This is a genomic window from Nonomuraea sp. NPDC049655, assembly GCF_044465465.1.
GTDB lineage: Bacteria > Actinomycetota > Actinomycetes > Streptosporangiales > Streptosporangiaceae > Nonomuraea.
On record NZ_JBITLS010000005.1, the window covers coordinates 451714 to 465462 of the forward strand.

Here is a 13749-nt window from a genome sequence, read left to right on the forward strand (position 1 = left end):
GACCGCCCTGCCGTGTCGTTGCGCGGGTGAGTCCCGCTGGAGGAGGATGCGCTCAGCCCAACAAGGAGGATGACATGTCGGTGTTGCAGAGCTTCCTGGACAGCGTGCGCGGCGGTGCGATCGAGGTGGTCGACCTGACCGCGCCCCTGTCCTCCGAGACGCCGATCCTCCAGTTGCCCGAGCCGTTCGGCAACACCATCCCGTTCCGGCTGGAGGAGATCAGCCGTTACGACGACCGCGGCCCCGCCTGGTACTGGAACGACATCCACACCGGCGAGCACTCCGGCACCCACTTCGACGCCCCCGTCCACTGGGTCACCGCCCGCGACGGCCAGGACGTCTCCCAGGTGCCCGTACGCAGCCTGATCGCGCCCGCGGTCGTGCTCGACTTCGCCGCCGAGGCGGCCAAGGACCCCGACTTCCTGCTGCAGATCGACCACGTCAAGGAATGGGAACGCGCCAACGGCCCGCTGCCCGACGGCGGCTGGCTGCTCTACCGCACCGGCTGGGACGCCCGCTCCGCCGACCAGGCCGCCTTCCTCAACGCCGACGAGACCGGCCCGCACTCGCCGGGCATCTCGGTCGAGTGCGCGTCCTGGCTGGCCGCCGAGACCCCGATCCTCGGGCTCGGCGTGGAGACCGTCGGCACCGACGCCGGGGCCGCCCACTCCTTCGACCCGCCCTTCCCCTGCCACTCCTTCCTGCTCGGCGCGGGCAAGTACGGACTGACCCAGCTCCGCAACCTCGACCGCCTGCCGGTGACCGGGGCCGCCGTGGTCGCCCCGCCGCTGCCCATCGTGGGCGGCTCCGGCAGCCCCGTCCGCGTCCTGGCCCTGGTGGAACGTTGACCGTCCCGGAGACGGCGGCCGCGGCGGTCGGCCGGGCGCTGGCCGCCGGCGGCGTCCGCACGGCGTTCGGGGTGGTCGGCAGCGGCAACTTCCACGTCACGAACGCGCTGGTCGAGCACGGCGTGCGGTTCGTCGCGGCGCGGCACGAGGGCGGGGCGGCGACCATGGCCGACGCCTACGCCCGGATGAGCGGCGAGGTCGGCGTCGTCACGGTCCACCAGGGGCCGGGGCTGACCAACGCGATGACGGGGATCGCCGAGGCGGCCAAGAGCCGTACGCCGATGATCGTCCTGGCCGGTGAGGCGACGGACGCGCGCTCCAACTTCCACATCGACCAGGACGCCCTGGCCGCGGCGGTGGGCGCGGTCCCCATGCGTCTCACGGACGCCGCGCGGGCCGAGGAGCAGGCGCTCGAAGCCTTCCGCGTGGCCTCGCGGGAACGCCGCACGGTCCTGCTGAACCTGCCGCTCGACGTGCAGTCCGCCCCCTCCCGCAGCCGCGCCCCCGCACCTGCCCTGACCGGCGCGGCCGGGCCCGACCGCTCAGCGGCGCAGGACACGACGGCCGGGCCCGACCGCTCAGCGGCGCAGGACATGACGGCCGGGCCCGACCGGGCAGCCGCGGACGACGCGACGGCCGCGCTGGGGCGGCTGCTGGCCGGGGCGCGGCGGCCGGTGTTCGTCGCGGGCCGCGGCGCCCGGCACGCCCGCCGCGAGCTGGAGGCGCTGGCCGACCGCACCGGCGCCCTGCTGGCCACCTCCGCCGTCGCCAAGGGCCTGTTCCGCGGCAGCCCCTGGGACCTCGACGTGAGCGGCGGCTTCGCCACCCCGCTGGCCGCCGAGCTGATCCGCGGCGCGGACCTGATCGTCGGCTGGGGCTGCGCCCTGAACATGTGGACGACCCGCCACGGCACGCTGATCCCGCCGGAGGCGAAGGTGGCCCAGGTCGACCTCGACCCGGCGGCCGTCGGCGCGCACGTCCGGGCCGACCTCGGCGTGGTCGGGGACGTCCGCGCCGTGGCGGCGGCCCTCACCGGGCCGGGCGGCGCCGCGCCGGGCTACCGGTCGGCCGAGCTGGCCCGGCGGATCAGGGACGAGGGGCGCTGGCGCGCGGTGCCGTACCGGGACGAGAGCGGCGCGGGCCGCATCGACCCGAGAACGCTCACCATCGCCCTGGACGACCTGCTCCCGAGCGAGCGCGTCGTGTCCGTCGACTCGGGCAACTTCATGGGATATCCCTCGATGTTCCTGGACGTGCCGGACGCGGGCGGGTTCTGCTTCACCCAGGCGTTCCAGTCGGTCGGGCTCGGGCTGGCGACCGCGATCGGGGCCGCCCTGGCCCGTCCGGACCGGCTCCCGGTGGCCGCCCTGGGCGACGGCGGCGCGTTCATGGGCACCGCCGAGCTGGAGACCGTCGTCCGGCTGGGGCTGCCCATGGTGGTCGTGGTCTACGACGACGAGGCGTACGGGGCGGAGGTGCACCACTTCGGGCCGCACGGGCATCCGCTCGGCACGGTCCGCTTCCCGCCCGCCGACCTGGCCGCGATCGCCCGGGGCCACGGGTTCGCGGCGGTGACCGTCACGGACGCCGCCGGGCTGGCGGGCGTGGCCGAATGGCTCAAGGGGCCCAGGGACCGCCCGCTGCTGGTGCACGCCAGGATCACCGGCGAACGCGGCTCCTGGTGGCTGGAGGAGGCCTTCAAGGGCCACTGAGCGGGGCCAGGGGCCGGGACGGTCAGAGTTTGCGATAGGTGCGGGCCTCTTCGGCGGCGGCCAGCACCTCCGCCAGCGACCCGCCCGTGCACGCCGCCACGCACGCCGCCACCGCCCCCTCCACGAACGGCACGTCCGCGATCACCACCCGCCCGTCCTCCTCCAGCAGCCGGGCGGTCAGCACCGAGCTGCCGAGGTCGGGGATGATCAGCACGCCGTCGCCCCGGTCCACGCTGCGCACCGCCTGCTCGACGAGGTCGAAGCTGGTGCCCAGGCCGCCGTCCGCAGTGCCGCCGGCCGCCGCCACCGGCACGGGCTCCGCGGCGATCCCCAGGGCCAGCGCCGCCGTCTCGGCCGCCAGCCCGGCACTGTGCGAGACCAGCACCACCCCGACCATCAGCCCTCCGCCCGCCCCTGGCCCTCTGCCCGGTTCCGGGCCACCGTGGCCAGGGCGCGCATGATCAGGGCCGCCGAGGCGGCTCCCGGGTCCTCGTGGCCCACGCTGCGTTCGCCCAGGTAGCTGGCCCGGCCCTTGCGGGCCTGGAGGGGGATCGTCTCCCGCGCGCCCTCGGCAGCCGCGTCCGCCGCCCGTTCGAACGCCTCCAGCGCCCCGATGCCGTCCCGTACGGCCAGGGCCAGCGACCGGGAGGCCGGGACCAGCGCGTCCACCATGGTCTTGTCGCCCACGGCCGCCTTGCCCAGCCGTTCCAGCGCGACCACCCCCTCCTCGAACGCCGCCTCGAAGCGGGCCAGCGTCACCGGGGACTCCAGCGTCCGGCCCATCTGCCGGAACATCGACCCGTACAGCGGGCCGGAGGCGCCGCCGACGCGGCGGATGAGGGCCGTGCCCGCGTCGGCCAGCACCTGCCCGGGGGAGCCCGGCGGCCGGTCGGCCAGCGCCTTGGCGACCTCGGTGAAGCCGCGGTCGAGGTTCGCGCCGTGGTCGGCGTCGCCGATGGCCGCGTCGAGGTCCGTCAGCCGTTCGCGGTCGCGGCGGACCAGCCGGGCCGCCTCGTCGAGCCAGTCCGCGAAGAAGCTGGTGTCCATCAACGCCCCCAGCGCAGCGCCGGCGTCTCGACGGGCGCGTCCCAGAGCCGGATGAGCGGGTCGTCGACCCGGCACACGGTGACCGAGAAGCCCTGCATGTCCAGGCTCGTCACGTAGTTGCCGACGAGCGAGCGGGCCACCCGCGCGTCCTTGCCCTTCACGAACGCCGCGACCTCGGCGAACAGCACGTACAGCTCCATGAGCGGGGTGCCGCCCATGCCGTTGACCATCACCAGCAGGTCGCCGCGGAGCGGCAGGTCGCTGTGCAGGGCCTCCATCGCGACGGCGGCCAGCTCGCGGGCCGAGGCCATCGGCACCCGCGTGCGGCCGGGCTCGCCGTGGATGCCGATGCCCAGCTCCACGTCCGTCTCGGGCAGGTCGAACGTCGGCTTGCCCGCCGACGGCGTCGTGCACGAGGTCAGCGCGATGCCGAAGGACCGGCTGCGCTCGTTCACCTCGGCGGCCACCCTGGCCACCTCGGTCAGCGGCGCGCCCTCCTCGGCCAGCGCGCCCGCGATCTTCTCCACGAACAGCGTCGCGCCCGTGCCGCGCCGCCCGGCCGTGTAGAGCGAGTTCTGGACGGCCACGTCGTCGTCGACCAGCACGGAGGCCACGTCGTTGTCCTCGGCCAGCTCGGCGGCCATCTCGAAGTTGAGCACGTCGCCGGTGTAGTTCTTGACGATGTGCAGCACCCCGGCGCCGCCGTCGACGGCCTTGGTGGCCTCGATGATCTGGTCGGGCACGGGCGAGGTGAAGATCTCGCCGGGGCAGGCGGCGTCCAGCATGCCGTGGCCGACGAACCCGGCGTGCAGGGGCTCGTGGCCCGAGCCGCCGCCCGACACCAGCCCCACCTTGCCGGGGCGCGGCCCCGCGGCCCGGTAGACCACGCGGTCCTGGACCCTCAGCTCGGGATGGGCCGCGGCCATGCCGTTCAGCGCGTCCTCCACCACGGAGTCGGCGGTGTTGATGAGCTTCTTCATGGTCAAAACATCTGCCCGTTCTCACGGGAGGGCAAGCGCCGCCGCGTGAACAGGGGGGATGTCCTACGATCTCGTGACCCGAGCCGATCTTTTCCGGGCGGGACCAGGTCTCCCGGGTGGCCTGCCGACCGGCGTGAGTAGGCTACCTTCTGCTCATGGCTGAGATTGTGTACCCGCCGGTGATCGCCGCCGCGCGGACCCTCTTTCGCGTGCTCGACTACCGCTTCCACATGGAGGGCACGGAGCACGTGCCGCGGACCGGGGGAGCGGTGCTGGTGAGCAATCACATCAGCTATCTCGACTTCATCTTCGCGGGGTTCGCCGCGGTGCCGTCCAAGCGGCTGGTGCGCTTCATGGCCAAGCAGGACGTCTTCGACCACCGCGTCTCCGGGCCGCTGATGCGCGGCATGCACCACATCCCGGTCGACCGCGGGGCCGGGGCCGGCTCGTACGCCACCGCGCTGCGCAAGCTCAAGGCCGGCGAGGTGGTGGGCGTCTTCGCCGAGGCCACGATCAGCCGCTCCTTCACCGTCAAGGAGATCAAGAACGGCGCGATCCGCATGGCCCAGGCCACCAACGTGCCGGTCATCCCGGTCGCCCTGTGGGGCAGCCAGCGGTTGTGGACGAAGGGCCGTCCCAAGCAGCTCACCCAGCGGCACGTGCCGATCACCATCCTGGTGGGCGAGCCGTTCCACCCCAAGCGCGGGGAAGACGTCAACCAGCACACCGTCGACCTGCACACGCGCCTGTCGGAGCTGGTCGACCGGGCGCAGCGCACCTATCCCGAGGTGCCGCCGGGCGTGTGGTGGCAGCCCGCGCACCTGGGCGGCACCGCGCCCACCCCCGAGGAGGCGGCCGCCATGGACGCCGCCGAGGCCGAGGCCCGCGCCCAGCGAGACTGAGCCCGCCTGAGCCCGCCGGAACCGGTCAGATGGCGGCCTGGTAGGCGCTGGCGCGCATGCCCGCCAGCAGGCCCGCCGTCTGCTCCGGCGTGTAGCGGCGCACCGGGTCGTGGTGGAGCAGCCCCTCGATGAGCGGGCGCATCACCCCGGCCCGCCGCGGCGGCGGGTACGGGCCGCTGCGCGCCATGCCGAGCACCGTGGCCGCGTCCTGCCCAGGGTAGGGCGGCTGGCCCTCGACGGCGCTGTAGAGCGTCGCGCCGAAGGACCACATGTCGGCCTCCTTGCTGGCCGGCCCGCCGTGCAGCCGCTCCGGGGCCATGAACGCGGGCGTGCCGCGCAGCCGCCGCGAGGTCGTCATGCGGATGTCGCCCTCGGCCGTGGCGATGCCGAAGTCGGTCAGCACCACGCGGTCGCCGGTCAGCATCACGTTCGCGGGCTTGACGTCGCGATGGAGCACGCCTGCCTTGTGCGCGGTGCGCAGCGCGGCGAGCAGATGCTGGCCGATCGCCACCACCGACTGCGCGGGCAACGTGCCCACCTGGGAGAGCAGCTGGTGGAGTGAGAGCCCGTGCAGGTACTCCATCACGATCCAGAGCTTGCCGCCCACTTCCATCAGGTCGTGGACCGTGACGATGTTGGGGTGCGTCAGGCCGGCCGCCATCCGGGCCTCACGCAGCACCCGGCGGCGAACCATCTCGGCCTCACCGGCCAGAGTCAGCTCCTTCAACGCCACCTCTCGGTGGAGGAGCCGATCGAACGCCCGCCAGACGACTCCCATACCCCCACGACCGGCCTCCTCGTTCAGGAGGTACCGTCCGCCGATCTCCCGCATACCATCCCCTCAAGCTCGGGGATAATCATGTCATCTCCGCACACGGCATAGGGTGCCTAACGTGATCTGGATATGTCGGGAAGTGTAGGTTCGCTGGTCAGCGCCGCAGAAATTCGCCCAGGCAGGGCGCGCCACACGAGCCCCACCGCCACCAGGCACAGCCCCGCGGCCCCGGCCAGGACGGCGGCCAGCCCGAACAGGTCGCCCGCCAGGCCGCCGAGCGCCGCGCCCACCGGCATGCCGCCCATGCCGACCAGCCGGTAGGCGGAGTTCACTCGTCCCAGCATCTCGCCGGGGATCAGCCGCTGGCGGATCGAGACGACCAGCACGTTGGCCGCCGCCCCCGTCACGCCCCACACCACCGCGACCGGGTACAGCGCCCACGGCGACGGCACGAGCATGGGGACGAGCAGCAGCAGGCTGCTGATCAGCCACGCCCCGACCAGCGTGCCGGCCTCGCCGATCAGCCGCGTGACCGGCCCGGTCAGCGGCGAGCCGAGCACCGCGCCGGCCGCGAACGCGGTCATCATGAGGCCGTAGCCGCTCGGGTCGAGGCCGATGCGCGACCCGTCGCCGACGGCCCACAGGACGAAGACGGCGAAGTATCCGGCGTTGGCCAGGTTCAGCATGCCCGCGGAGATCGCCAGCCTGCGCAGCAGCCGGTGGGCCCACAGGTAGCGCAGCGCCTCGCCGATGTCGGCGCGCAGCGGGCGGCGCGGCCCGGATGCGGCCGGAGCGGCCCGGAAGGAGCCGGCCATGCCGGTCAGCAGCAGGGCCGCGGCGGCGTACAGGAGGGCGGGGGCGCCGAAGAGGGTGGCGGGCAGCAGGCCGGCGAGCAGCCCGGCCACCGGCGCGCCGACGAAGTCGTTGCCGACGGTCTGGACGCCGACGATCCGGGCGTTGGCCCTGGTGAGGTCGTCCTTGGCGACGGTCATGGGCAGAACGGACTGCGCCGAGGTGTCGGCGAAGACCTCGCTCACCCCGGCCGCGAAGATCACCGCGAGCAGCGTCCACAGGTTCAGCAGGCCCGCCGTCGCCAGCAGCGCCGCCACCGCCAGCACCGCCGCACGCGCGGCGTTGGCCAGCGTCATGATCCGGCGGCGGTCGACCCGGTCGGCCACCGCCCCCGCGTGCAGCGCCAGCAGCAGCCAGGGCGCGGTCGCGGCGGCCCCGGCCAGCGACACCAGCGTGGGGGAGCGGGTCATGGACACGGCCAGCAGCGGCGCGCCGACCCGCAGCACACCGTCGGCCAGGTTCGACAGCGCGGTGGACGACCACAGGAACCAGAAGGCCCGCCCGAGACGGTTCACGACTCACTCCGATAGTGTGTAAGGAAAAGTGTGCATAGATTCCTTTGCAAAGATAGGCTTGCACAGTGACAGAAGGCAAGGGCTTCTCCGCCCGCACCCTCGACGCGAAGGCGCTGAAGTCGTTCGCGCACCCGCTGCGGCTGCGCATCTACGAGCTGCTCGACGAGCACGGCCCGGCCACCGCCACCGGCCTGGCCGGCCTGCTCGGGCAGAACACCGGGGCCACCAGCTACCACCTGCGCGAGCTGGCCCGCCACGGCATGATCGAGATCGCGCCCGAGCTGGGCCGGGGCAAGGAGAAGTACTGGCGGATCACGCCCGGGGGCTTCAGCTTCGGACCGGCGAAGGACAACCCCGAGGAGGTCGACGCCGCGCTGAGGTTCCTGCTGGACGATATGGTCCGGCAGCGCGGCGCGGAGCTGACCCGGTGGCGGGAAGGCGCGATGCGGGCTCCCGAGGAATGGGTTCAGGCCGGCGTGTTCGCCCGCCGCTCGCTGCGGCTCACCCCCGAGGAGACGGCCGACCTGCGCGACCGGGTGCTGGAGGTGCTGGACCGCTTCCGCCGCCTGTCGGACGGCAGGGACGCCCCCGCCGACGGCGCCCACGTCGTCGTGCACTTCGACGTCCTGCCGCTCGGTGCGACGGGCGACCCGCCCGCGCAGGACCGGTCCTGACCCCTGCGACGCGCGGCGCCCCCGTCCCTGGAGGGACGGGGGCGCCGTGGCCGGACGATCAGGAGATCAGGGTCATGGCCCGCTCGACGGTGCCCTCGGGCGCCTTGGCGGGCGAGCCCGCGTCGAACGGCGGCTGCGGGTCGTACTCGATCGCGAGCTGCACCGCCTGTGCCGTCTCGACGCCGTCGGCCTGGGCCAGCAGGGTCAGGGCCATGTCGATCCCGGCCGACACCCCGGCGGCCGTCACGATCTTGCCCTCCGTGACGACGCGCTCGCCCACCGGCTCGGCGCCGACGCCCGTCAGTCCGTCCAGCACCGCCCAGTGGGTGGTCGCGCGCACGCCCTTGAGCAGCCCCGCCGCGCCCAGCACGTACGAGCCGCTGCACACCGACGTCGTCCACCGCGTGTGCTCGTGGGCCTCGCGCAGCCAGCCGAGCAGCGCCTCGTCCGACATCGCCTCCGCGGTGCCGGGCCCGCCGGGCACGAGCACCACGTCGGGACGCGGCAGGTCGGCGTAGGAGGCGGTGGCGGCGATCGACAGGGTGCCCTGGTCGTCGGTCACCGGCCCCACCTCCCCGGCGACGAACGTCACCGTGACGCCGGGCGCGAACGCCAGCACCGTGTAGGGGCCGACCGCGTCGAGAGCGGTGAAACGGGGATAAAGCGGGATTGCCACGTGCATGGTGTCATTTCTCCTTCGACTGGAATCTGCGGCGGTGCTCGCCCGGCGACACCCGCCAGTGGCGGCGGAAGACGCGGTAGAGGGTCTCCGGCGTGCCCAGGCCCGCCTCCCTGGCCACGGTCTCCAGGGGGTGCCCGGTGACCTCCAGGAGGCGTCTGGCGGCGTCGGCGCGGCTGCGTTCGACGTACCGGCCGGGTGGCAGGCCGGTCTGCTCGGTGAAGACGCGGGAGAAGTGCCGTTCGCTCATCCCGACGCGCCGGGCGAGCGCGGGCACGCTCAGGTCGGCGGCCGGGTTGGCGTCGATGTAGCCCTGCAGCTCCCGCAGGGGAAGGCTGCGCGGCGTCATGGCCCGCATCGGCGCGCTGAACTGGCTCTGCCCGCCCGGCCGGTGCAGGTAGACGACGAGCCCGCGGGCGACGTCGCGGGCCAGCTCGTGGCCGTGGTCCCTGGCCACCAGCGCGAGCGCGAGATCCACGCCGGACAGCACGCCCGCCGAGGTCCACACGTTGCCGTCCTCGATGTAGAGCGGATCGGGGTCCACCTCGACGTCGGCGTAGCGGTGGCGCAGGTCGTCGGCGGACAGCCAGTGGGTGGTGGCCCGGCGGCGGCCGAGCAGCCCGGCCTCGGCCAGCAGGAAGGCCCCGTTGCAGACCGAGGCCACCCGTCCCGCCCGCGCGGCCAGGGCGGCGACCGCCCCGACCAGCGCGCGGTCCTCCAGCTGCCGGGGCACCGACAGCCCGCCGGCCACCATGAGCGTGTCGATCGGCCCCGACACCTCGCCGAGCGCCCCCGCCATGACGGTGACCCCGTTCGACGCGCTCACCGCCCCCGCATCCACACCGGCCACCTCGACCCGGTAACCCCGCCCCCGGGCGATCAGGTCGGCGGTCGCGAACACGTCCGCCGGCCCGGCCATGTCCAGCAACTGGAAGCCCGGGAAGACGACGATCACGATCCGTCGCTGCATGCCTTCATGCTGGTCGCGGCCCTGCATTGGCGTCAATGACACAAACCTTGCACATTACGCCACCCGCTCCCGCCTGCTGGCGGTGGCGGGTTACACTTATTGCAGATATCGAGGGTCGGAGGTGGTCATGCCCCGCAGCGGCGTCCTGGCCGGCGCGACGCGCGTCGAAGCCGACAGCGGTGACCGCAAGCTGCTCGAACATCTGGAGGCGACGGCTGCCGCAGGGAACGCGTCGCTGGTGCTGCGCGGGCCGGACGGCACCGACCTCGTGCTGCCGCGCTCGTTGGTCAGGCTCCTGGTCGCCGCGGCCCACGACCTCGGCAAGGGGCACGCCGTCTGGGCCCTGCCCGCCGAAGCCCTGTTGAGCCCCAACGAGGTCGCGGAGCTGCTCGGCCTGTCGCGTCCCTTCGTCGTGCGACTGCTGGACGAGGGCGAGATCCCCGCGCAACGTCTTCCAGGCAGCCGCCATCGTGTCGTTCGCCTGGAAGATGTCCTGGAGTTCCAGGATCGCCGGGAGCGTCGCGCCGAAGCCCGTCGCAGGATCATGGAGGTCGCCGAGGAGGCGGAACTACCCTACTGATCTCCCAAGGGACATTGGCTGATGGCGCGGGTCTTCGTCGACACCAACGTGCTGTTCCCGTTCTCGCTGATGGACCTCATGCTCGCGCTGACCGCGGACGCCGTGCACACGTGGGTCTGGAGCGATCACCTGCTGTCGGAATGGGAACGTGTCATCGTGCGCGAGCAGCACCGCTCCGCCCATGCGGCGGCGCGCATCGGGGAGGTGATCCGTGAGTTCTTCGCCGACACCCGGGTCTCCGAGGACGACTACAAGCACCTGATCGATCAGATGGAGGGCCCCGACCTCGACGACCGCCATCACATGGCCGCCGCGATAGCGGGTCACGCCCGGACTCTGGTCACCTGGAACGTCACGGACTTCCCGGCGTCGTTCCTCGGCCGCCACGGGGTGCGCGTCAGCACTCCCGATGCGTACCTGCGCTCGCTGCTGAACCGCAGTCCACGTGAGGTGCTGGGCGTGCTCGCCCGGATGGCGGCGGGGAAACGCCGTCCGCCCATGACCACGTACGACGTCCTCACTGCGCTGGACAGGGCAGGGGTTCCCGGCTTCGCCAGAGGAGCGCGGAATGTACTGACGATCGTAGACGGCGGTTTCTGACGGAATTGGAGACGGCCGGCACCCCTGCAGGGGTGCCGGCCGTGGCTCTTGGGGGCGTCAGCCCATGTGGGGGTAGCGGTGGTCGGTCGGCGGGACGAAGGTCTCCTTGATCGTGCGGGCGTTCACCCAGCGGATCAGGTTGAAGATCGAACCGGCCTTGTCGTTGGTGCCCGAGGCGCGCGCGCCGCCGAACGGCTGCTGGCCCACGACCGCGCCCGTCGGCTTGTCGTTGACGTAGAAGTTGCCCGCCGCGAAGCGCAGCCGCTCCGAGGCCGCGGCGATGGCGTACCGGTCCTGGGCGATGATCGAGCCGGTCAGCGCGTACGGGGCGATGCCCTCCATCTGGTCGAGCACCGTGTCGAAGTCGCGGTCCTCGTAGACGTGCACGCCGAGGATCGGCCCGAAGTACTCCTTGACGAAGATCTCGTCCGTCGGGTCGGCGCACTCCAGGATGGTCGGCTTGACGAAGTAGCCGACGCCGGAGTCGTAGGAGCCGGTGAGCACGTCGATGTTCGAGGCGGCCCGCGCCCGGTCGATGGCGTCCTTGTGCTTGGCGAAGGCCCGCTCGTCGATGACCGCGCCCATGAACGTCGACAGGTCGGCCGCCACGTCGCCCACGGTCAGCGACTCGGCCACGCCCACGAAGTCGTCACGCATGCGGTTCCACACCGAACGCGGCACGTACGCCCGCGAGGCCGCCGAGCACTTCTGGCCCTGGTACTCGAAGGCGCCCCTGACCAGCGCGGTCGAGAGCACCGCCGGGTCGGCCGACGGGTGGGCCAGCACGAAGTCCTTGCCGCCGGTCTCGCCCACCAGGCGCGGGTAGCCGTGGTAGGAGGCGATGTTGGCGCCGATCGTGCCCCACAGGTGCTGGAAGGTGGGGGTCGAGCCGGTGAAGTGCACGCCGGCCAGGGCCGGGTGCGTCATCGCGACCTCGGAGACGGCCTGCCCGTTGCCGGTGACCATGTTGATCACGCCCGGCGGCAGCCCGGCCGCCTCCAGCAGGCGCATCGTGTGGTGCGCGGCGAGCTGCTGCGTCGGCGACGGCTTCCAGACGACGACATTCCCCATCAAAGCGGCAGAAGTCGGCAAATTTCCGGCGATGGCGGTGAAGTTGAACGGCGTGATCGCCAGCACGAACCCCTCAAGGGGCCGGTACTCCATCCGGTTCCACACGCCGGGCGACGAGATCGGCTGGTCGGAGTAGAGCTGACGGGCGTAGGTCACGTTGAAGCGCAGGAAGTCGATCAGCTCGCAGGCCGCGTCGATCTCCGCCTGCTGCGCCGACTTCGACTGGCCCAGCACGGTGGCCGCGTTCAGCGTCTGGCGCCACGGACCGGCCAGCAGGTCGGCGGCCTTGAGGAAGACCGCGGCCCGCTCGTCGAAGGACAGCGCCCGCCAGGCGGGCGCCGCCCGCAGGGCGCTGTCGATGGCGTCCTGCACGTCCTGAGCCGTAGCGTCGTTGGTACGGCCCAGGACGGAGGCATGGTTGTGCGGCTGCACCACGTCGATGGGCGCGCCGCCGCCGAGCCGCTGCTCGCCGTCGATGGTCATGGTCAGGTCGACGGGGGAGCCGGCCAGCTCCTTGATGCGGTCCTCCAGTGCCGTACGCTCGGCGCTGCCCGGCGCGTAGCCGAGCACGGGCTCGTTCACGGGGACGGGGACGTTGCTGATGGCATCCATTTACTTACCCCCAAGGGCACGAAGGAAGAAGGCGACGTTGGCGGGACGCTCGGCCAGCCGGCGCATGAAGTAGCCGTACCAGTCGTCGCCGTAGGGGACGTACACGCGGACCGTGTGGCCGGCCCCGGCCAGGGCCTCCTGCCGGTCGGTCCGGATCCCGTAGAGCATCTGGAACTCGTGGTCGCCGAGCGTGCGGCCGAAGCGGTCGGCGAGCAGCTCGGTGATGGAGATCAGCCGGTCGTCGTGCGTGGCCACCATGGGGTAACCCTTCCCCGCCATGAGGATGCGCAGGCATCGCACGTACGCCTTGTCCACGGCCTGCTTGTCCTGGTGCGCGACCGAGGCGGGCTCGCGGTAGGCGCCCTTGACCAGCCGGACGCGCGAGCCCTCGTGGGCCAGGTCGCGGCAGTCGTCCTCGCTGCGGAACAGGTAGGCCTGGATCGCCACGCCGGTGGACGGGTAGTCCTCGCGCAGCTTGCGCAGGATGCCCAGCGTCGAGTCGACGGTGGTGTGGTCCTCCATGTCGAGCGTCACGGTCGAGCCGCCCGCCGCGGCGGCGGCGCAGATCTCGCGGGCGTGCTCCAGGGCCATGCCGTCGTCGAGCCGCTGCCCGACCGCCGACAACTTGACCGACACCTCGCCCCGGGTGCCGAGCCGGAGCGGCTTCAGCGCCTCCAGCAGCGTCACGTACGCCTGCGCCACGGTCTCGGCGGCGCGCGCGTCGCGCGTCTCCTCGCCGAGGTGGTCGACGGTCACGGCCAGATTGGCGTCACGCAGCCGTTCGATGGCGTTCCGGGCCTCCTGGACGCTCTCGCCCGCGACGAACCGGTCCACCACCTTGCGGGTGAGCGGAAAGCCTGACACGGAACGGCGCACGACGCCGCTCCCGGAGGCGGCAAGGAGCAGTTGACCCAACATGCCTCAAGTCTAGA

The 13749-nt window shown here is 72.7% G+C and carries 15 protein-coding genes; 6 read left to right on the plus strand and 9 right to left on the minus strand.

The genetic code is table 11. The features are described from left to right. Positions 1 to 74 precede the first annotated feature (74 nt). Together ACIBQ6_RS19115 and ACIBQ6_RS19120 are read left to right on the plus strand one after the other, a co-directional pair. Positions 75 to 848: a cyclase family protein gene (locus ACIBQ6_RS19115; RefSeq protein ID WP_352321865.1), complete on the plus strand. Its 774-nt coding sequence runs from the start codon at positions 75 to 77 to the stop codon at positions 846 to 848. After that, a complete protein-coding gene (locus ACIBQ6_RS19120; protein ID WP_397213264.1) occupies positions 845 to 2560 on the plus strand; it encodes a thiamine pyrophosphate-binding protein in 1716 nt (571 codons plus the stop codon). The genes ACIBQ6_RS19115 and ACIBQ6_RS19120 overlap by 4 nt, the downstream gene beginning before the upstream one ends. 22 nt (positions 2561 to 2582) lie before the next feature. Here ACIBQ6_RS19120 and dhaM read toward each other — a convergent pair whose 3' ends face one another. The 3 genes from dhaM to dhaK are packed head-to-tail and all read right to left on the minus strand — an operon-like array spanning position 2583 to position 4587. After that, positions 2583 to 2957 carry a dihydroxyacetone kinase phosphoryl donor subunit DhaM gene (gene dhaM / locus ACIBQ6_RS19125; protein ID WP_352358152.1) on the minus strand — a complete coding sequence of 125 codons (375 nt, stop codon included), beginning with the start codon at positions 2955 to 2957 and terminating at the stop codon, positions 2583 to 2585. Further along, positions 2957 to 3607, minus strand: coding sequence for a dihydroxyacetone kinase subunit DhaL (gene dhaL, locus ACIBQ6_RS19130; RefSeq protein ID WP_397213267.1), 651 nt, complete (start codon positions 3605 to 3607; stop codon positions 2957 to 2959). The genes dhaM and dhaL overlap by 1 nt, the downstream gene beginning before the upstream one ends. Next, entirely contained in the window at positions 3607 to 4587 is a 981-nt protein-coding gene (gene dhaK, locus ACIBQ6_RS19135) for a dihydroxyacetone kinase subunit DhaK (RefSeq protein WP_397166218.1), read from the minus strand. The genes dhaL and dhaK overlap by 1 nt, the downstream gene beginning before the upstream one ends. A gap of 155 nt (positions 4588 to 4742) precedes the next feature. Between dhaK and ACIBQ6_RS19140 the strand changes: the two genes are divergently transcribed. Continuing rightward, positions 4743 to 5489 (plus strand): lysophospholipid acyltransferase family protein, encoded by a 747-nt coding sequence (locus ACIBQ6_RS19140; RefSeq protein ID WP_352358146.1) that lies wholly within the window; start codon positions 4743 to 4745, stop codon positions 5487 to 5489. A gap of 25 nt (positions 5490 to 5514) precedes the next feature. On the opposite strand, the gene ACIBQ6_RS19145 is transcribed toward ACIBQ6_RS19140, so the two are convergent. Next, positions 5515 to 6321: a serine/threonine-protein kinase gene (locus ACIBQ6_RS19145; RefSeq protein ID WP_352358144.1), complete on the minus strand. Its 807-nt coding sequence runs from the start codon at positions 6319 to 6321 to the stop codon at positions 5515 to 5517. 56 nt (positions 6322 to 6377) lie between these two features. Further along, a complete protein-coding gene (locus ACIBQ6_RS19150) occupies positions 6378 to 7631 on the minus strand; it encodes an MFS transporter (RefSeq protein ID WP_397213269.1) in 1254 nt (417 codons plus the stop codon). Between the two features lie 65 nt (positions 7632 to 7696). Here ACIBQ6_RS19150 and ACIBQ6_RS19155 point away from each other — a divergent pair, with 65 nt between their 5' ends. Continuing rightward, entirely contained in the window at positions 7697 to 8305 is a 609-nt protein-coding gene (locus ACIBQ6_RS19155; protein WP_358293707.1) for a helix-turn-helix domain-containing protein, read from the plus strand. Positions 8306 to 8363: 58 nt separating this feature from the next. Here ACIBQ6_RS19155 and ACIBQ6_RS19160 read toward each other — a convergent pair whose 3' ends face one another. Together ACIBQ6_RS19160 and ACIBQ6_RS19165 are read right to left on the minus strand one after the other, a co-directional pair. Next, positions 8364 to 8987: a DJ-1/PfpI family protein gene (locus tag ACIBQ6_RS19160; protein WP_358293705.1), complete on the minus strand. Its 624-nt coding sequence runs from the start codon at positions 8985 to 8987 to the stop codon at positions 8364 to 8366. Positions 8988 to 8991: 4 nt separating this feature from the next. Continuing rightward, the gene (locus ACIBQ6_RS19165) at positions 8992 to 9954 is read right to left on the minus strand and encodes a GlxA family transcriptional regulator (protein WP_397213272.1); all 963 of its coding nucleotides are present in this window, start codon (positions 9952 to 9954) and stop codon (positions 8992 to 8994) included. A gap of 127 nt (positions 9955 to 10081) precedes the next feature. Here ACIBQ6_RS19165 and ACIBQ6_RS19170 point away from each other — a divergent pair, with 127 nt between their 5' ends. Both ACIBQ6_RS19170 and ACIBQ6_RS19175 read left to right on the plus strand, forming a co-directional pair. Next, positions 10082 to 10534 carry a helix-turn-helix domain-containing protein gene (locus tag ACIBQ6_RS19170; protein ID WP_397213274.1) on the plus strand — a complete coding sequence of 151 codons (453 nt, stop codon included), beginning with the start codon at positions 10082 to 10084 and terminating at the stop codon, positions 10532 to 10534. 21 nt (positions 10535 to 10555) lie between these two features. Beyond that, on the plus strand, positions 10556 to 11134 hold the full coding sequence (locus ACIBQ6_RS19175) for a putative toxin-antitoxin system toxin component, PIN family (RefSeq protein WP_397213276.1): 579 nt from the start codon (positions 10556 to 10558) through the stop codon (positions 11132 to 11134). A gap of 57 nt (positions 11135 to 11191) precedes the next feature. Here ACIBQ6_RS19175 and pruA read toward each other — a convergent pair whose 3' ends face one another. Further along, positions 11192 to 12817 (minus strand): L-glutamate gamma-semialdehyde dehydrogenase, encoded by a 1626-nt coding sequence (gene pruA, locus ACIBQ6_RS19180; RefSeq protein WP_397213278.1) that lies wholly within the window; start codon positions 12815 to 12817, stop codon positions 11192 to 11194. After that, on the minus strand, positions 12818 to 13735 hold the full coding sequence (locus ACIBQ6_RS19185) for a proline dehydrogenase family protein (RefSeq protein WP_397213280.1): 918 nt from the start codon (positions 13733 to 13735) through the stop codon (positions 12818 to 12820). Between the last annotated feature and the right edge of the window lie 14 nt (positions 13736 to 13749).